This window comes from Oceanobacillus sp. NCCP-135 (genome assembly GCF_059698015.1).
The window spans coordinates 17,428-36,150 of record NZ_BAAKSZ010000005.1 but is presented as its reverse complement, the minus strand read 5'-3'; the positions used below and the strand labels follow the sequence as shown (position 1 = coordinate 36,150).

The window sequence follows — 18,723 nt, the reverse complement described above, 5'->3', positions numbered from 1 at the left end:
CGAGGAGGGAAATAGCATGAAAATGCATCGAGCTGAAGAGATTTGGCTGATTATCAGTGTTAGTGTATTGGTTCTTTCTATGGTAGTTACTGGCTATCAGACATTTGCACTTGAAATGGGACCACCTAGTAATATGGAAACAATAGATCCGCAGAAGGTAGACGAACATGAAGTATTTAAAGAACCAGGTGTTTATGAAGTAGGAGACAATCAATATGAGGTTGTAATGACATTGCAAATATTTTCATTCACACCAGGTGATATCGAAATACCTGCAGGAGCTGAAGTTACATTCACTATGACATCAAAAGACGTTGTTCATGGATTCCAAATTGCCGGTACGAATGTGAACGCAATGGTAATGCCTGGCCATATTCAAAAAATAACGGAAACCTTCGATGAACCAGGCGAGTATTTAATTTTATGTAATGAGTACTGTGGTGCTGGACACCAAGCGATGGCTACCACAATTACGGTTAAATAGGAAAGGAGGAAATGAAAATGGAAACAGCGGTTTTAAAGGAATCATTTATCGATAAAACAAATCAAAAATTAGGTGCTAGACCTGAAGATGCACGTATTTCATTAACCTATTTATCTTTAGCATTTATTCTTTTGCTTGTAGGCGGAACATTAGGATTGCTGCAGGGGCTTAACCGCGCGGGACTGCTTGAATTGCCAGTATGGCTGAACTATTATCAGGTATTGACAGCACACGGAATTTTACTTGTTGTTGCATTTACTACGCTGTTTATGACTGGCTATTTCTACGCAGGAGTATCCCATACACTTGGAGGATTGACTTCAAAGGCAAGAAAATTTGTCTGGAGTGCACTCGCTTCATTGCTGGTTGGAACTGTAATGATCATGACTACAGTAGTGATGGGTGATGCATCAGTAATGTACACATTTTACCCTCCAATGCAGGCGTCACCATGGTTCTACATTGGTTTGGTATTTCTTGCTTTAGGAATATGGCTCGCTGGAACAGGCGTATTCGTAAACGCAGCCAGCTGGAAAAAAGCAAACCGCGGTCAGAAACTGCCATTGTTTTCTTTTTTCGCTGTTGGAGGTTACCTTCTATTAATCTTGGGTAGTCTTGGAATTACTGCGGAAGTATTAATGCTCATCCCTTGGGCTTTTGGCTGGACAGAAACAGTCAACGTCATGCTTAGCCGAACACTCTTCTGGGCCTTCGGGCATACAGCGGTTAATGTTTGGTATTTGGTAGCCGTATCTGCATGGTATGTTGCAATACCAAAAATTATTGGCGGGAAAACATTTAGTGACGTCTTGGCACGTTTGGTAGTTATTTTATCTGTAATCTTAAACGTACCTGGTGGATTCCACCATCAAATTATTGACCCAGGAATCACACAAAGTGTTAAATTCATGCATGTATTCATGAGTTTATCCATCGCACTACCTTCACTTCTAACTGCATTTGCAATGTTTGCAATATTTGAGAGAGCTGGAAGGAAAAAAGGTGCGACGGGGCTTCTTGGCTGGTTTAAAAAATTGCCTTGGAAAGATGTACGTTTCCTTGCACCAATGATTGCAATGATTGCATTTATTCCTGCTGGAGCAGGTGGGATTGCACAAACAAATAACCAATTAAACCAGACAGTTCATAACTCACTATGGGTAGTTGGTCACTTCCATTTAACTGTTGGAGTAACGGTTGCCTTAACATTCTTTGGTATCACATACTGGTTAATTCCATACTTAAGCAAACGGGAAATGACACCAAGACTGAATAAATTAGGACTTATTCAAACCTGGATTTGGGCAATTGGAATGCTGTTCATGTCAGGTGCGATGCACTGGGTTGGGCTTCTTGGTTCACCACGAAGAACTTCCTTTTCAACTTATGGTGATAATGCTACTGCATTAAGCTGGGATCCATACCTGATGTTTCTGGCGGTAGGAGGAACACTTCTCTTCGCAGGTGTTGTGCTGATGGTTTATATTGCGTTCCATCTGATGTTTAAAGCACCTAAAGGACATACGGAGTTTCCTGTAGCGGAAGAAGAAGAAGATGCGTCACCGACACCGAAGTGGACAGAACGTTGGGGTCTATGGATTGTATTAGCATTCGCAATCATTTCAATGGGATACGTCATACCACTTGTTGACATGATCGTAAATGCACCTCCAGGATCACCACCATTTAAAACGTGGTAAGTAGAAAAATGAAAAGGCTTATAGAGCAGCAAATAGCAATCTGAGCCTGGACGTGGTTATAAATGTAAGATAAAGGAATAGCTCAATTAATGAGAGCTATTCCTTTAAACTTAGATAAGGATTATAAATTTTATGTAGGAAGTGATCATTATGATCAAAAACAAGCATAATACGGTTGCAATGATTATTGTTTTAGTATTTGGTGTTGCTTTATTTTATATTGGCACAGATGGTTTTCAGGCATACACTGCTGAAAGTGCAAGAACAAATAAACTAATTGAGGAAAAACCTTCCTTCCCTAAAGTAACATTGGAAGATAGTCAGGAACGGATATATCCTTTTTCTGAATTCGAAGGAAAATATGTTATGATTACATTTATTTATACATCCTGTACAGATGTATGTCTTCAATTAGAAGTGAACTTAGCTGAGGTGTATGATCAGATTCCAGGAGAATATATTGGGGAGGACATTGTCTTTTTAAGTGTTAGCTTTGACCCAACCAGAGATACACCGGAAGTATTGGATAAATATAGAAGCTACTTTGAAAGTGATGGAGAAACATGGCGAATGGCAAGAATATCTGATCAGCAGGAATTGGATACATTGCTGGATGAATTCGGAGTTATTGTTATTCCGGACGGAGAAGGACACTTTGTTCATAACTCTGCATTTTATTTGGTCAATAGAAAAGGCGATTTAGTCGATGTGATGGATTATAATAAAATTGATGAAGCAGCTGAAAAAGTTACATCAATTCTCGAAACTGAAGCGGGGGAATAGATTATGAAACAAGCAATTTATGGTTTAGTGCTGTATGTTTTCCTAATGCTTCCACCTGTTGCCAATTTAGCGGAGTCAGTAATGACGATTCATATGCACATGCAGATGCCATTATTTGTAATTGCTGGTATGCTTATGACTCCATTTTTAAAACAAAAATTTCCAGTTTTTTTTGCAAAGTGGAACAGTAATGGTATACCAGGTATTATACTATTTATGTTCATTATCATTTATTGGATGATTCCACGTACGATGGATGAAGCATTGACTATCCATGCAATAGAAGTATTTAAATTTATTAGTTTGCCATTTTTAGCTGGCGTCCCTTTACGTGACAGCTGGAAGAAACTTGGACATTTCAGTAAAAATATTATTTTTATTAGTCTAACGGTTATTTGTGGGTTAATGGCAGGCCTATATATTTTTTCACCGGAGCAGTTATGTAATAATTATCTGATTGTAGAACAAATAACACTTGGATGGGCATTCTTATTCCTAGCATTAAGTATTCTCATCTATTTTGTCCAACAATTTTTTGTTGACCGATTTGAAAATGAGTGAAATGAAAACAAAAGTGCAGAGCGCCTTTTTGCGATGTATTGACTGGACGGTGGGCAGGAGGTAAAGGAAACATGATGAGCAAGGCGAACCGATGTTGACTTTCACCACAAGGGTATAAGTGCGACTAAGCCACTGGTTCTCAATTGGCAAGTCTTGTTTATCGTACGAAAATGAGGGAAGTCCACTATTCGGTGGGGGTTGAAGCTGAACGTGGCGTATCTTGTCGTTAGCTTAATAAAGCCAAAAATTCTCTATTTCCCTATCCACTGAAGAAGAGATAGCCTAAATCATATAGACTATCTCTTTTACTTAGGCATTGGCGGTTACATTCTGATCATTAACATCTGGATCAAATGGGTTAGTGGAGCTTACTCCATTATTTGTACAAATAAAATCCCCAGTATTTAAAGCTCCAGAGCCAGCGTTCGTTTTGGAGGAGCTTTTTGGTGAAAGATAAAAGGCATCACCAAAATTTACTACCCCGCCACCAACACTGTTTATTTTAATTGGTCCGACGATAGAAGGCATCATAACACCTCTGAGAAATAATTGTATAGATTAGGATATGAAAAAAAACAATAGATGTGTATAATCATGACTGAAGCTTTCTAAAATGCTTAATTCTTGAATCTGCAGCAATTTTTTTTATACTTCCGACTTGAAATACAGATGAACTACTTACACCAATTATAGAAGTATTTTGTATATGAATGGATTCAGAGTGCTGTGTTGTGTGTATATTAACATTGTGTTTTTGATTAAGCCAATTTGCTTCTTTCTTAAAAATGGGATAGTCGTGGAAATATAGATTATCCTGCTTGGTAAAGGTTGCGCCTTCTTGCTGTACGGCAATACCTCTGGATTTCTGCATCGTTGAAACTGTATCACCGATCGTAAAGATAGAACTGTTGGTTATGGAAGTCGTGCGTATATTATTTACTTCTGCGGTTCGTATCTGCATACTGACAATCCTCCAGTTAAGGTGCTAATGGTACGATATTACCAATCGTGAATGCTTCAGGTGGGGTGTCAAAAAAAGAAGAAAGATTCATTTCTTCATTATCACCGATCAGGAAAACTGATGAAGCAGAAACATTGTCGATTTGAATATTTGCAACGCTTAATCCCCAGTTGTGTACCTCTATATTCATTATTCTTCTCCTTTTCTTTCATTTACTTGGATATAATTTAATAAGGACTGGTAAATTTCTTTTTTAATTTGATCACTTATATAAAGCTTGAAATCCTGTTCATTGGTTAAATTATTATTACGCTTTGCTTCCTGTTCATAAAAGGCAATGCGGCTTGGCAGCTGTTTTTCAATATCCTGAATCATGACAGACTGAAAATCTTCATCAATCGTATAATTATATGATTTGGATAGTTCACGAATTAGAGAAGGTCCATTATCATGCAGATAACTGCTTAATTCAGAATGTAACGCCTGCTTTAGTGGAGGCGGATTTTGTGGTACTTGATTTTGATGAACACCAAAGTCTTCAATATTGGCTAAATCATTGGGGGATAAACCGATTTGAAGGGTGCCATCAAGGCGCTCTATTTTCAGTTGGTCAAAGTTGTATTCAATTTTTTCTATTTTATTTGTACTTTTTTCCTGAAAGGCTTTCTCCAGGCTATGCAATCTTTTTTCCAGTGCTTCAATCATTTTTTTCTGTTTTTCCATGTATTGATTCAATTCGTAAATGTAATTAAACCAGTCATTACCATTCATAAAATAATCCCCCCTTCCTGATTATAGACGAATGCCTATAATCAGATTATGCTAAAGATTTTCAGATGTGCTATTGCACGGGAGGGGATAATGGTATGATGGGGGTAACACTTGCAATTGGCTCAGCAGGGGCAGCAGGTCCTGTATATTCCCCAGTGTTGAAAATGTCAGATTGTGCCTGGATACTTCCGGTGCTGCCGATCTGCAGAACAGATGAATTGGTAATAGAGCCAACTTTTATCATGTAAATACTGATTGATTGATGGATAGTTAAATTCAATGTGCTTCACTCCGATACTAACTAATAGGCTGATCTATTTTATCAGAATCATAAACATTTGTATTTGAATTGGTAAGGTTAATATGGATGCCTTCTCCTGTATTGAATGAGCCGCCACCGGCATATGTTTTTGCGTTGCTTTCAGGGCACATCGAATATACGTCTCCAATATTGAAAATACTTGATGCAGATATATTGATTACTTTAACAGCACCCACTTTTGCCGGCATGGGAAAATCCTCCTTCGTATTAGTTTATGTAAATAGAAATAATTGTTGAAAAGTTTTGCAGGATGTGCATTATTTTTCTAGAATACTAGGTTAGCGAAGTTTGAAATGAAGAGAATGGAGGAAAGGACTTTAAAATGAAAAAAACTGTTTCCCCAACAAATGAAGTAAACAGACTGATATGGATTGATGCAGCTCGAGGATTTGCTGTATTTGGAATTTTTATTGTTAACATTGGAGCATTTTCAGCACCTTATTTTATGTACGGTGGTGCAGATGAAACCTGGACTTCCAATGTGGATATATTCATGCAAGGTTTTATTGACATCTTTTTTCAAGCCAGTTTTTATACGCTATTTTCGTTATTATTCGGTTTTGGATTTCAAATCATGAAGGAGCGGCTGATTGAGCGTGGCGTGAAAGTCTATGGCTTTTTAAGCAGAAGACTTCTGATATTAATTTGCTTTGGTCTACTTCATGCATTTTTCATCTGGCATGGGGATATTCTATTGTCATACGGTCTAATTGGTTTATTGCTATTACTATTTTTGCATGTAAAGGGGAGAACTCTCCTGATCTGGGGAATTATTTTATTGGGTGGCAGTGTAGGTTTATTATCTTTCATGTTATATAAGGTTCGGGAATATTTACATCTATATGATGCATTCGCAATCGAGCAGGCTTTCAATAATTATCAAAGCAGTAATCTAATGAATATCTGGCGACAAAATTATCATGACTGGGTGTATGGGAATGGCGGAATCAGCTTATTATTATTGGGAACAACCTTATTGCCATTATTTTTGTTTGGTATGTATCTAGCCAAAAAACGCTTGCTTCACGAGCCGATGAAAAATAAATCTTTGCTGATTACATGGTGGTTTATTTTACTATTGTTTTTTATTATTTTAAAAGCAGGTCCTTACTTTTTGGGAAATCCATTATGGTTTTCATACATTCAAGATAATATTGGCGGAACTGCTTCCGCATTGTTTTATATTCTCTCGATTACATTACTCGCTCAAACGGATATAGGAAACAAGTTAATAACACCATTTATTTTTGTAGGGCGAATGGCTTTAACGAATTATATCATGCAATCTGTTATTAGTTTTTTATTGTTTTATGGAGTTGGGCTTGGTTTGTACGGTTCAATTACACCACTCATTGGAGTAATCATTGTGATTGTTGTGTTCAGCTTGCAGGCTCTGTTTAGCAGATGGTGGTTTTCCCACTACTTATTTGGTCCACTGGAGTGGATATGGAGAAGTTTAACCTATAATAAAAAACAATTGCTTCGCAAAGAGATGGGGTAAACGAGATTAGTGGCAAGACTCGGTTGTACCAGTGGAAAGCTGATAACACTTGGAGCTGGAATATCATATGGGAGTGCGGATATCGCCCGTAGCACGCGGATATCGCCTGGAGCACGTGGGATATCGCCCGGAGCACGCGGATATCACCCGGAGCGAGAGGGATATCGCCCGGAGCACGCGGATATCACCCGGAGCGCGAGGGATATTGCCCGGAGCATGCGGATATCGCCTAGAGCGTGCGGATATCGCCTGGAGCACGCGGATATCGCCCGGAGTACGAGGATATCACCCGTAGCACGAGGATATCACCCGTAGCACGAGGATATCACCCGGAGAGCGCGGGTATCACCCGGAGAGCGAGGATATCACCCGGAGAGCGAGGATATCACCCGGAGAGCGAGGGATATCACCCGGAGCACGCGGATATCGCCCGGAGTACAATAGAATTAACTAAAGAAATCGGCTAGTCAGCCGATTTCTTTAGTATCCTTAACCTTTTAACACTTCTTTAATTTGATCGAGCGCCCAGTCTAGGTCATCTTTTTCGATAATTAGAGGTGGAGCGAATCGAATTACGTTTTCGTGTGTTTCTTTACATAATAAACCTTTCTCTTTCAACTGTTCGCAATATGGTCGAGCTGATTTTGTTAGCACAACACCAACGAACAAACCTTTACCTCGAACTTCTTTAATAATTGGGTTATCAATTTTCCTCAGTTCATCCATCATATAATTACCTAATTCCAGTGAACGATCTGCTAATTTTTCTTCTTCTAGTACTTCAAGTGAAGCTACTGAAACAGCACATGCCAGTGGGTTTCCTCCAAATGTGGAGCCATGGGATCCAGGGTTGAATACACCTAGGATATCTTTGTTTGCAACCACACAGGAAATCGGGAATACACCTCCACCTAATGCTTTACCAAGAATGAGGATATCTGGTGTAACATCTTCCCAATCACAGGCGAACATCTTACCACTGCGGCCAAGTCCCGCCTGAATTTCGTCAGCAATATATAAAACTTTATTTTCTTTACATACATCATATGCTTCTTTTAAGAATCCTTCAGGGGGGATAACGATACCTGCTTCTCCCTGAATTGGCTCAAATAAGAAACCTGCAGTATTATCGTTGATTGCTGCTTTTAATGCTTCAATATCTCCATAAGGAATGAGTTTTATGCCAGGGAGCATTGGACCGAATCCGCGTTTATATTCTGCTTCGGATGACAGGGAAACCGCTGTCATTGTTCGACCATGAAAGTTACCAACACAAGCAATGATTTCAGCCTGGTCTTCTGCAACCCCTTTTACATCATATGCCCAGCGTCTTGCTGTTTTAATAGCAGTTTCAACTGCTTCAGCACCAGTGTTCATTGGTAAAGCCATTTCTTTATTGGTGAGCTTGCATATTTTTTCATACCATGGCCCCAATTGGTCGTTATGGAAAGCTCGTGAAGTTAAAGTTACTGCATCTGCTTGTTTCTTCAATGCATCAATAATTTTTGGATGACGGTGGCCTTGGTTTACCGCAGAATATGCACTTAACATGTCCATATAACGATTGCCTTCTGGATCTTCTACCCAAACTCCCTCGGCTTTTGCTATCACAACCGGAAGCGGATGATAATTCTTTGCTCCGTATTCCTGTGTCTGATCAATGATTTCCTGACTCGTTTGTACCATACTATCCCTCCATTAAAAAAATAGGATCTTTCACAAAGTACGGGGAAAATAATAGGTTTGTTTATTTAAATACAAATTACCGATTCCGAATAAACCAACTGATCCAATGTTCCCCGCAAAATGTGATTGAACCAAAAAATAGAATCTAATTTTAGTATAACAGTTTTAACCAGCTTTTACTTTTATTTGCAGTCCAAGAATGTAATAAATGAATTTTTGTCCCGTCCATGATATGATACGGTTAAGAAAACATTTAATATTGGAGGACATATCATGACACATATGCATATTACCGGATGGGCATTGGCATTGATTTTATTTATTGTTGCCCTCATTATGTACCATCAGGGAAAAGGAAAACCTGCAAAAATTGTACACATGATTTTGCGTCTTGATTATTTATTTATTCTTTATAGTGGCGGAGATTTGCTTGCCAATTATTTTGGTGGGAGCTCGTTTTTACCAGAAGCAATAGTGAAAGGACTTGCTGGTATTTGGGTAATTGCTGCACTCGAAATGATTCTTGTGAAAACTAATAAAGGAAAATCTGCAAAAAGCTTCTGGATTCAATTGATTATTGCATTTTTAATCACATTAATCTTAGGTTTCTGGCGTTTACCAATGTAATGATTGGATTATACGTATAAAAAGTAAAGCTGTCTCTAATGAGGCAGCTTTACTTTTGGTTGAAAAAATCCTTGGATTAGAATTATTATGTGGTAAGCTAGCTGGAAGTTTTGCTTTATCTGTGAAGTATTTTCAACAATAATCATGAAGTTATTGACTATTAAAATCTAGGGTGAATAATAGAACAAGAGATATTATTAATCGTTGGAGGAACAAATCTTATGAAAAAGACAGCATTATTGTTTATAGCACTATTTTTTATTGCCTTTACTGCTAATTCAAGTTATATATCAGCACAAGAAAGTCAAATTCAGGATGAAATTATTTATAATATAGTAGTAGATCGTTATAACAATGGCGATTTTACCAGGGATGAGCAAGTAAATATAGAAGATCCTAATGCCTATCATGGTGGAGACATCCAAGGGATCATTACAAAACTGGATTCCATGCAGGAATTAGGAGTGACAACCCTCTCATTATCACCAATAATGGAAAATGCGCCAGGCGGCTATCACGGATATTGGATAGAAGATTTCTATAGTATAGAGAAACAGTTTGGGACGATGGAAGATTTACATGTATTAGTTGAGGAAGCACATAAAAGAGATATAAAAATTATTTTGGAATTTGTATCGAATTATATTTCAACAAGTCATCCGATCGTTTTTGATCCTGATAGAGCCGATTGGTTACTTGAAAACACTAGCACGAGTTTGTCAACAAATTGGGCGAACGATGTCGCTGTATTGAATCAAGACAATCCGGAAGTACAGGCATTTTTGCTTGAAGCTGCTGAATTTTGGATGAATGAAACCGATATTGATGGATTTAAGCTGCATGCAGTGGACCAGGCATCGGCGGATTTTTTGGAAACTTTTACGAAACATATAAAAAATATTAATCCTGATTTTTATCTAATAGGAGATATATTAAATACAGAGGAGAATATAAAACAGATTAAAGAAAATACTGCTATTGATATTATAGATAATCCAATACTTCAACAATCAATGGTAGATACCTTTTCCATGCTAGGAAACCCTGTCTCAGATTTATATGATGTATGGGAAGAAAATGGAAGTGAAGAGGATCTTCTTTATATTGATAACAAGTACACAGACAGATTCACCCAAACCTTTTCAGAAAATGGCCGTAATTCTTTAACTGCTTGGACATTGGCGTTAACTTATATGTATACTACCCCAGGTGTACCTTCATTATTTCAGGGATCCGAGTTACCAATGTATGGGGATGCTGCTGAAACACAGAAACTTGTGCAATTTAATAGTGGTGATGCTGAATTAACGGAATTTCATAATCGGATTTCATCATTGCGTTCACAATTTCCAGCCTTAGTTCATGGTGATTTCGAACTTGTTGAATCAAGTGGAGCAATGAGTGTTTTTAAAAGAACGTTTGAGGATGAAACGATGTACATAGCTATTAATAATAGTGATGAGTCCCAAGCTGTTTCTGTTAGCGGAATTGATTCGGGGATGCAGCTGAGGGGATATCTTGGAGATAATATTGTGCGTGAAAATGACAATGGAAAATTCAAAATAGGTATCCCACGAGAAACGGCAGAGGTATTTTCAATGGAGCCTGATCAAGGTTTTAACTGGGGGTTTATTGGTTTTGTGTTAGGAGTTTTTCTATTGTTTATAGTCACTGTTATCTATTTAAGCCGTAAGCAAAAAAAGAGAGAGGCTAGCGAGTAGCTACTCTCTGTTTACCCTGATACTATGGTTCCGCCATTCACATGGATCATTTGACCAGAAACATAGCTCGAATCCTCACTTGCTAAATAGACATAGGCGGGCGCCAGCTCTTGAGGCTGACCAGGCCTTTTCATTGGAGTATTACCACCAAATGAATCGACCTTTTCTTCACTGAATGATGCCGGAATTAATGGTGTCCAAATCGGTCCTGGAGCTACTCCGTTCACCCGGATTCCTTGATCAACTAAAGCACCGGCCAATGATCTTGTGAAAGATGTTATTGCTCCTTTTGTAGCGGCATAGTCAATTAAATCCTTGCTTCCCTGATATGCAGTAATGGAGGATGTATTAATAATGGAACTGCCATTTTTTAAGCTTGGTAATGCGGCTTTCGTCATATGAAACATACCAAATACATTTGTGCGGAATGTTTGTTCAATTTGATCACTAGAAACTTCTAAAAAACTTTCTTGTGGATGTTGTTCTGCAGCATTATTTATTAGGATATCTATTTTTTTAAACTTTTCCAATGTTTCTGTAACTGCCGCTTCACAAAATGATTGATTTCCAATATCACCATTGATTAATAAACATTTTTGACCCTCTTGTTCAACCAATCGTTTTGTTTCATTGGCATCCTCATGTTCGTCCAGGTAGACAATTGCAAGATCTGCGCCCTCCTTGGCAAAATGAACACTAACAGCTCTTCCAATCCCACTATCCCCACCAGTTATTACAGCAACTTTACTTTTTAGTTTGTTACTGCCTTGATAATTGCTGCGAATATATTCAGGTTCGGGATGCATTTTCGATTCAAATCCAGGTTGTCTATCCTGATGCTGAGCAGGTGGTGTCTGTTTGCCATTGGAGTATTTCATCCCCATTTCTATCCCCTCCTTGAAGTCTTTTCTGTAATTAACGTTCCCCCTAATCCACATCTTCAATCATTATTTATGCATGAGAAAAACGCTAAAGCGTCTTTTCGGAGGTCAGAGACCAGAAGTAAGATGTGAAGAATTTGGCGCAAAAGCCGATTTCATTTATACTTTCTTACTTCATTAAAAAGAAAAAGCCCTCTTAGGACTTTGAGTTAAATGTATTCATGTGCAGATATGGCACCTTGTTTATGTAGATGAGCATATATTTTCCGGTAATCTTTTATGTCAATTTCTTCGGCAATATATTTTTTTTGAAAGTAATCCAATAAGTCATTTACTGATGCTGGTGATTCCTTTCGTTCGATTTCAAAAACATTCGTTAAATCATGAATAAGCACGAAAATACCTCCTTCTTATATTCCTAATAAGGTTGTACTAAAAAATATATGAAGGAATCACCTAGATCATTCGATAATTTTTTGTTTGATAGGAAATCCATAAGATGATCACAGCAATTAGTAATAATAAGCTCGCAGAAAGAAGTCCTTGTGCATAAAAGGGAATAGATTTATGAGTGAACCACTCTAATATAGCCTGAGTGAAAAGCAATAATTCATTTAGAGCAAGTCCGATGAAAAAGATAATAAATCCATTTCTCGTATGTCGACTGCAAGGCAAAATGCCCGTCATTTGATATTGTGTTAGAATGAAAATACTCACAAATCCTAATAAGGTGAAATGCAAATAACCGATAATTACACTTCTTGTATCATATACAAGCTGTGCTAATGAAGGGAATATTAAGCCAAGTTCCATTGTACTTTTGCCAAACAACAGAACCAATGCTATTAACAAGCAGGTAGTAGTCAGTTTTGAAAAAGATTTACCGATCTGTTTCCAGCTTTTTTTACATGCCAAGAGAAAAAATAGGACACCAAGCCATTGCCCAACACCGCCAATTACCGCAAGTACTTCTGTGAATTCTCCTAAATTAGCCCAAAGAACTGATAAGAAGAAGCCAGGAAACAATGCTATAAAATATATCCAAAACCCTTTATAAAGAAGAGAAGTATAAATATGGACTTGTTTAGAATATAGCAGAATGATAAACAGTCCTATTAAAAATAAAGAAAGCCAACCATTATATTGAAAATGTAAATAAAAGTAAATCACCATATCGAAAATAGAAGATTCCTTAAGTCCATTCGCAGAAATAAATGCAAGTGCATATGGACCAATAGAGGAAATAATAAGGGCAATCAATGATCCTTTTATAAATAGCGCAGCAGAATTTGGTATGAATTTATTTGTTCGTATATGACGATATATGAAAACGGCTGCCCAATACTCAGCGAAAATATGTAATGTTGACAATACAATTGAATATACGGCATAGCCTTGATAAATAAATGCTAAAAACATGAAGAAAGAAATAATAAAAATTGCATAAGTAAGAAAAATTGCTTCTTTCTTTCGTTGTATTGTTTTCCAAAAGATAAATAAAAAAACAATAAAAACACCTAAAAATGCCCAACCTAAAATAGCTATATGGGAATGTGCATGTAATATATTTGAATACTCTAGAGCAGAATCAGGATAAAAAGGGAACGCTCTCATCCAAACACCGGTTACCGCTGTAAGTATAAAGAAAAAGAATGTAAAATGTATAAATAGTTTAGGCATTGTTAAATCCTCCTAAAAGTCCATTTATATCATCATAAATATAAATGGACTAGTCAGGCAATATGAAAAAATAAAAAGTCAAAAAAACACAATAAAACTATGTCGAAAAAAGCACAAAGTTGTTTTGAAATGAGAAAGGGGGTATAGAGAATATTACTGGCTTCAGATGATAAATTTGTTCTATTGCTAAATATTCGGCTGTTACTATGGTGAGCTGGGGCAAATTTGTCCCGTATAAAAATCTATACAAAATGGGGCAAAAAAATTGGATTTGTTACACCTGATTATCGTCAAATTGAGCATAGAGGATTAGGCACATCAGAAGATAAAATCATTGTTCCTCTCAGATATATCATACAAATGACCTGTTTCTATTAGGGGAACGAGCTTTTATTCAAAACTCCGATGTCCTAACAGACACCACAATATATAAAAAATTCCATTTTTGTGTAAAAAACGAAAAGAAACAGCAGGGGGATTCCTGCTGTTCCCATAGTTAGTATTGGAGTGACTGAGTTGGTAAGGAAATAGTTTTTATTATATTTTCATCCTCTAAATCATACACTTTTATTTGATCATAGGACAAGGTATATATCATATTATCCACTGAAATAATTCGTTTTATTTCTGATTCCCATTGTGCATATTCTAGATTAGTTTCCTGATGGGTAATGGTATCTTTTAACCTAATTCCGTTCTCAGGGGTAATGTTATACAGGAGAGCACCTTCAAACAAATACTGCTGATCCTCATAGGTAATATCTCCTTTTTTAACTGTTTTTGATTCAAATAAAACAGCAGGGAAGCCAAATAAACTTTTAGTTGGATGCATATACATTGCTTTATGATTGTGATTCAATTCAGAGTAGGAATGCCCCTTGCCGATGACCTCGCTGAATTTTTCTTTCGGATTGGTAGGATCGCTCACATCAAACAGGGATATTTTTAGTCCATCCATCTGTACGAGTGGATCGGATCCGTGTTCATTTTCAACTAATTTGGTATTTTGTCCGAATCCGATTAAATGATTTTCATCAAGTGGATGGAGATAATCACTGAATCCTGGTATCTTCAACTCACCTAATACGGCTGGATTTGCCGGATCCTCTAAGTCAATAACAAATAAGGGATCAACCTGCTTAAACGTTACCATATAGGCAATATCTTCCATGAAGCGAACACTGTAAATCCGTTCCCCTTCAGCAAGTCCTTCAACAGCTCCTAAAGGGTTTAGATTTTTATCAAAGGTGTATAAATTGTTTACAGATGGCTGATCATTATCCCACATATCTCCTTTAGTTGTTGCAATACGGAATGTATCATTTCGTTCATCCATCGCAAATTGATTAATCAAAGTTCCATTTACAGTAGTTTGGGCCTGATAATTGATATCTCCTTCACTAATGTTAAATTGCATGATGTTTGTGTTGGCGACAGGTCTTGCCATCATGAGATCTGTAGAATCATTATCGTTTGTTGTTTCTTTGTCATTCTCATATCGATTGACCGCAATATAGATATGATTTTTCGACATGTACATTTGATTGGATGCTCCCAGGAAGCTTTGTACATTTGCTTCTTTTTTCAGTTCATTTAGGTTGATCGATGTCATGATCATAAAGTGGCTTTCCTCACTGTCAGGAAAAAAATACATGTCTTCAAATGAAATAGCCTTCGCTTCATTTCCGGTGGCACTATCCATGATATGAGGCCTTATTTCTTCCTTAGGACTATCGAGAATTCGGTATGATGGATATTGATTAGCAATAAGGTACAGATGCTCATCCATTTTTCTTGATGCGGTTAAATTGCCCTCAATAGTTACTTCTCTGACCTTCTCAGGATTGCTTCTATCGGAAACTTCATAGATGTTAACGGTTGTCTGGTTGCGAGGAGACGGATATATTGCAATTTCTTGATTTTCGGTTGTGTCACCTGACGTTTTAATATCTTCTTTTCGCATCGGTTCATGACTGAAACCAATACTAATTAAATAATTTTGATGCAAATAAAGTTCGCTAGGATTAAAATTTTCCTCTTCAATTACACTGATCTCTTCATTTTCGACCGTCTCTTTTATCGGGGCGATAATAACATCTGTATCCCGGGCAAAGTAGATGAATTCGCCATCATTTTTTATCCTGTCGCCCTCATCAATTCCAGCAATTTGAACATTCGTTTCTGAAACAGTTGCCGGTTGACTTTCCCCGGTAGCTGCTGTATCCGCAGATTCATTGCTCATTACTGCAGATTCGCTTTCTTCAGTGAATAGTCTAGCTTCCTGTGGTATTATCCTTTCTTTTAAAAGGGTTACCAACTGTTCTTTGCTTTCAATATTAGGTAATTCATCTACAACAGTAAAGGCATGGGTTAGTGAGTCAGCTAATTCTTTGCCAGCAGCTGTTTGTACTTGATCTGAAATGGTGATATGGTAATCTTCATTACTGGTGTAGCCATTTTCTGGAGGTTTTAATGTTAACATTGTGTTTGATTCGTTCCATTCCAAGATAATTGGGATTTGTTTGTTTTTACTATCCATGACTGTTACGGTTTTATCCGTGAATGTATCCGGATTCATTTGCTTAGAAAAATGAACCGTCCAATCCTTAAATGCCTGTACATGACTTGAAGCGGAACGGATTTCTGCTTTAAGTCCATTTGCAGGAATTAACATAAATGCTAATGCTATTAAGCTAATAATACCGGCAGCAATAATCCAGACAATTTTATTTTTCACTATGACACCCCTTAATATATGAAAATTTTTCCTTTAAATAGTTAGACGTATGTAAATGGATTAGGTTACAGGTTTTGTATTTTATTTTTTAGGGGATAAGGATGTTGGTGTAAAAAATTGGAGAAAGTGGCTTGAAGTAGAGAGATAAGCTTGAAAAGTTGAGAAACAGTACAGAAAGTTTGAGAGATAAGCTTGAAAAGATGAGAGATAGTACAGGAAAGTTGAGAAACAACCATGCCATCATGGAATACCTCTCAACTTCTACTTATTCTCTCTTAACTCTGGAACATCCTCTCTTAACTTCAACCTAATCTCTCTTAACCTTTACGGGCTCCCATTCTAAAGAAAAACATGTAAATGAAAGAAGCAGAGTTGACGATTAAAAGGAAGGGAAATGCGAAAGAGCGTTATAGAATATGTTTGTTGAAAAAAGCCTGAACCCTACAGGTCAAGCTTTTTCGAAAGATTTATTTGGTTTATTTGAGAAAAAGAGTGCGATGGTTCCTGGACCAGCATGGGCTCCAATCACCGCGCCGACCATTTCGATGAGAATAGTTTCAGCGCCAAATTTTTCTTTAATCATGGCAGCAAGCTGCTCAGCCCTTTTTAAATCATCACCATGACTGATTCCGATGGTCTGATTTTTAAAGTCAGAACCGCGGGCTTCCATGACATCGAGCATGCGCTGCAAAACCTTTTTGGAGCCTCTGATTTTTTCAAGTGGAATTAACTTTCCCTGTTCCACATGAAGAAGCGGCTTTATTTTTAATAATGTACCGACAAAGGCGGCTGTCTTGCTGACACGTCCGCCACGATAAAGATACTCAAGATTATCAACTGTAAAAATGTGTTCCATATGTTCCGCCTGATAAGTAGTTGACTCGATAATTTCTTCAGCTGAAGCACCTTCTTTTGCTAGCTTTGCGGCATGAAGGACAACAAGCCCATAGCCAATTGAAGCACATTTTGTATCGATGACATGTAAGGTGGCATCCGGGTATTCTTCTTTAACTTCCTGCTCCATCATTTTTGCCGTTTGGTAGGTACCGGATAATTCCGATGAAAAAGCAAAATATAACAATGGCTGATTGTCTTTGGCATAGGATGTGAAAAATGTTTTAAATGTTTGTGGAGATACTTGAGAGGTTTTTGCCATTCTTCCTTCTCGCATCGCATCATATACGGTTTTTGGATCAATTTCTATACCGTCTTTAAATTCTTTTTCATCTAAATGAACAGTTAATGGTACCATTTCAATGTTAAATTCGTTATAATGTTTCTTTGACAAATCACTCGCAGAATCAGCAAGAATTTTAATCGTCATATTATCACCTTCATTCATAATAAGTACATGTATCTAGTTTAATGCTAGTATGAAAGATAGTCAAAGTATATTTAATTAATATTTTAAAAAATGTAATAATGATATAAAATAAGGTAGGGAGGTTGCCATGTTTATAGTTGAAGCAAAACGTATTATTGTTGTTATATTCGGAGCTTTATTGAATGCTATTTCGCTAAATTTCTTCTTAATTGAAGCAAACGTTTATGCAAGTGGCTTTACAGGAGCTGCACAGCTGGTTTCCAGTGTGTTTAATGATTTTATTGGAATTAGTATTAGTACAGGTATTTTACTCTTTTTATTTAATATTCCTGTAATTATTTTAGGTTGGTTTAAAGTCGGAAGAGGGTTTACAGTATACAGTATTATTTCCGTTATAGCCGCAACGCTTTTCTTGGAAGTACTGCCTGTTTTCTCCCTATCGGATGATATTATTTTAAATGCTGTTTTTGGTGGACTTATTGGTGGTACTGGTGTTGGTCTAACATTGAAATTAGGTGCCTCAACCGGTGGGATGGATATTGTTGCGATGGTATTATCACGTATGAAAGATAAGCCAATTGGAACATACTTTTTATCATTAAATGCTGTAATTATAGCAATGGCGGGTATTCTATACGAACCCGAAAATGCGTTATATACATTATTAACACTTTATGTCACAACACGTGTAATTGATGCGCTACATACACGTCATGAAAAAGTTACTGCAATGATTATTACACTTAAAGCAGATGAACTGCAGGCAGCAATCCATAATCAAATGGTACGGGGAATTACGATTATACCTGCGAAGGGTGCGTATACGAAGCAGGATAAAAATATGATGTATCTCGTTATCACAAGATATGAACTGTATGATTTAGAAAGAATAATTAATGAAGTTGATCCGAATGCCTTTACAAATATTGTGCAGACAACTGGTATATTTGGATTCTTTAGAAAAGATTGATGAAACGAAATGAG

At 37.1% G+C, this 18,723-nt stretch carries 22 protein-coding genes; 10 read left to right on the top strand and 12 right to left on the bottom strand.

What is annotated here, in order from left to right; all coding sequences use genetic code 11:
* Nucleotides 1-16: 16 nt before the first annotated feature.
* The 4 genes from AC6HVZ_RS05155 to AC6HVZ_RS05140 all read left to right on the top strand — a co-directional run bounded on the left by AC6HVZ_RS05155 (nt 17) and on the right by AC6HVZ_RS05140 (nt 3,528).
* On the top strand, nt 17-484 hold the full coding sequence (locus AC6HVZ_RS05155) for a cytochrome c oxidase subunit II (RefSeq protein WP_497557076.1): 468 nt from the start codon (nt 17-19) through the stop codon (nt 482-484).
* 17 nt (nt 485-501) lie between these two features.
* Entirely contained in the window at nt 502-2,184 is a 1,683-nt protein-coding gene (locus tag AC6HVZ_RS05150; protein WP_497557075.1) for a cbb3-type cytochrome c oxidase subunit I, read from the top strand.
* A 150-nt stretch (nt 2,185-2,334) separates the two neighbouring features.
* Complete coding sequence (locus tag AC6HVZ_RS05145) at nt 2,335-2,967, top strand: SCO family protein (protein ID WP_497557074.1); 633 nt, start codon at nt 2,335-2,337, stop codon at nt 2,965-2,967.
* A 3-nt stretch (nt 2,968-2,970) separates the two neighbouring features.
* Nucleotides 2,971-3,528, top strand: coding sequence for a hypothetical protein (locus AC6HVZ_RS05140; RefSeq protein ID WP_497557073.1), 558 nt, complete (start codon nt 2,971-2,973; stop codon nt 3,526-3,528).
* 309 nt (nt 3,529-3,837) lie between these two features.
* On the opposite strand, the gene AC6HVZ_RS05135 is transcribed toward AC6HVZ_RS05140, so the two are convergent.
* The 6 genes from AC6HVZ_RS05135 to AC6HVZ_RS05110 form a co-directional block, all read right to left on the bottom strand.
* On the bottom strand, nt 3,838-4,056 hold the full coding sequence (locus tag AC6HVZ_RS05135; RefSeq protein ID WP_497557072.1) for a spore germination protein: 219 nt from the start codon (nt 4,054-4,056) through the stop codon (nt 3,838-3,840).
* Nucleotides 4,057-4,120: 64 nt separating this feature from the next.
* Entirely contained in the window at nt 4,121-4,489 is a 369-nt protein-coding gene (locus AC6HVZ_RS05130) for a spore germination protein GerPE (protein WP_497557071.1), read from the bottom strand.
* Nucleotides 4,490-4,505: 16 nt separating this feature from the next.
* Entirely contained in the window at nt 4,506-4,679 is a 174-nt protein-coding gene (locus tag AC6HVZ_RS05125; RefSeq protein ID WP_497557070.1) for a spore germination protein GerPD, read from the bottom strand.
* Nucleotides 4,679-5,260 (bottom strand): spore germination protein GerPC, encoded by a 582-nt coding sequence (gene gerPC, locus AC6HVZ_RS05120; RefSeq protein ID WP_497557069.1) that lies wholly within the window; start codon nt 5,258-5,260, stop codon nt 4,679-4,681. Before gerPC ends, AC6HVZ_RS05125 begins: the two co-directional genes overlap by 1 nt.
* Before the next feature lie 70 nt (nt 5,261-5,330).
* Complete coding sequence (locus tag AC6HVZ_RS05115; protein ID WP_497557068.1) at nt 5,331-5,540, bottom strand: spore germination protein GerPB; 210 nt, start codon at nt 5,538-5,540, stop codon at nt 5,331-5,333.
* A gap of 17 nt (nt 5,541-5,557) precedes the next feature.
* On the bottom strand, nt 5,558-5,770 hold the full coding sequence (locus tag AC6HVZ_RS05110) for a spore germination protein (RefSeq protein ID WP_497557067.1): 213 nt from the start codon (nt 5,768-5,770) through the stop codon (nt 5,558-5,560).
* A gap of 134 nt (nt 5,771-5,904) precedes the next feature.
* Here AC6HVZ_RS05110 and AC6HVZ_RS05105 point away from each other — a divergent pair, with 134 nt between their 5' ends.
* From AC6HVZ_RS05105 to AC6HVZ_RS05095, 3 genes are all read left to right on the top strand, one after another.
* The gene (locus AC6HVZ_RS05105; RefSeq protein ID WP_497557066.1) at nt 5,905-7,083 is read left to right on the top strand and encodes a DUF418 domain-containing protein; all 1,179 of its coding nucleotides are present in this window, start codon (nt 5,905-5,907) and stop codon (nt 7,081-7,083) included.
* A 67-nt stretch (nt 7,084-7,150) separates the two neighbouring features.
* Nucleotides 7,151-7,378: a hypothetical protein gene (locus tag AC6HVZ_RS05100; protein ID WP_497557065.1), complete on the top strand. Its 228-nt coding sequence runs from the start codon at nt 7,151-7,153 to the stop codon at nt 7,376-7,378.
* The gene (locus AC6HVZ_RS05095; RefSeq protein ID WP_497557064.1) at nt 7,320-7,550 is read left to right on the top strand and encodes a hypothetical protein; all 231 of its coding nucleotides are present in this window, start codon (nt 7,320-7,322) and stop codon (nt 7,548-7,550) included. The genes AC6HVZ_RS05100 and AC6HVZ_RS05095 overlap by 59 nt, the downstream gene beginning before the upstream one ends.
* A 22-nt stretch (nt 7,551-7,572) precedes the next feature.
* On the opposite strand, the gene AC6HVZ_RS05090 is transcribed toward AC6HVZ_RS05095, so the two are convergent.
* Nucleotides 7,573-8,769, bottom strand: coding sequence for an ornithine--oxo-acid transaminase (locus AC6HVZ_RS05090; protein WP_497557063.1), 1,197 nt, complete (start codon nt 8,767-8,769; stop codon nt 7,573-7,575).
* A 273-nt stretch (nt 8,770-9,042) separates the two neighbouring features.
* On the opposite strand from AC6HVZ_RS05090, the gene AC6HVZ_RS05085 reads away from it, so the two are divergent.
* The gene (locus AC6HVZ_RS05085; RefSeq protein ID WP_497557062.1) at nt 9,043-9,396 is read left to right on the top strand and encodes a YisL family protein; all 354 of its coding nucleotides are present in this window, start codon (nt 9,043-9,045) and stop codon (nt 9,394-9,396) included.
* 221 nt (nt 9,397-9,617) lie between these two features.
* On the top strand, nt 9,618-11,117 hold the full coding sequence (locus AC6HVZ_RS05080) for an alpha-amylase family glycosyl hydrolase (protein WP_497557061.1): 1,500 nt from the start codon (nt 9,618-9,620) through the stop codon (nt 11,115-11,117).
* An 11-nt stretch (nt 11,118-11,128) separates the two neighbouring features.
* Here the strand turns inward: AC6HVZ_RS05080 and AC6HVZ_RS05075 are convergent, their stop codons facing one another.
* The 5 genes from AC6HVZ_RS05075 to AC6HVZ_RS05055 form a co-directional block, all read right to left on the bottom strand.
* On the bottom strand, nt 11,129-12,001 hold the full coding sequence (locus AC6HVZ_RS05075; protein ID WP_497557060.1) for an SDR family oxidoreductase: 873 nt from the start codon (nt 11,999-12,001) through the stop codon (nt 11,129-11,131).
* Nucleotides 12,002-12,207: 206 nt separating this feature from the next.
* Nucleotides 12,208-12,393, bottom strand: coding sequence for a YppF family protein (gene yppF, locus AC6HVZ_RS05070; RefSeq protein WP_497557059.1), 186 nt, complete (start codon nt 12,391-12,393; stop codon nt 12,208-12,210).
* Nucleotides 12,394-12,454: 61 nt separating this feature from the next.
* Complete coding sequence (locus AC6HVZ_RS05065) at nt 12,455-13,678, bottom strand: hypothetical protein (RefSeq protein ID WP_497557058.1); 1,224 nt, start codon at nt 13,676-13,678, stop codon at nt 12,455-12,457.
* Nucleotides 13,679-14,174: 496 nt separating this feature from the next.
* On the bottom strand, nt 14,175-16,415 hold the full coding sequence (locus AC6HVZ_RS05060) for a beta-propeller domain-containing protein (protein ID WP_497557057.1): 2,241 nt from the start codon (nt 16,413-16,415) through the stop codon (nt 14,175-14,177).
* Between the two features lie 448 nt (nt 16,416-16,863).
* Nucleotides 16,864-17,739, bottom strand: a complete 876-nt coding sequence (locus tag AC6HVZ_RS05055; protein ID WP_497557206.1) for a DegV family protein — start codon at nt 17,737-17,739, stop codon at nt 16,864-16,866.
* 127 nt (nt 17,740-17,866) lie between these two features.
* Between AC6HVZ_RS05055 and AC6HVZ_RS05050 the strand changes: the two genes are divergently transcribed.
* Complete coding sequence (locus AC6HVZ_RS05050; protein WP_497557056.1) at nt 17,867-18,709, top strand: YitT family protein; 843 nt, start codon at nt 17,867-17,869, stop codon at nt 18,707-18,709.
* Nucleotides 18,710-18,723: the final 14 nt, after the last annotated feature.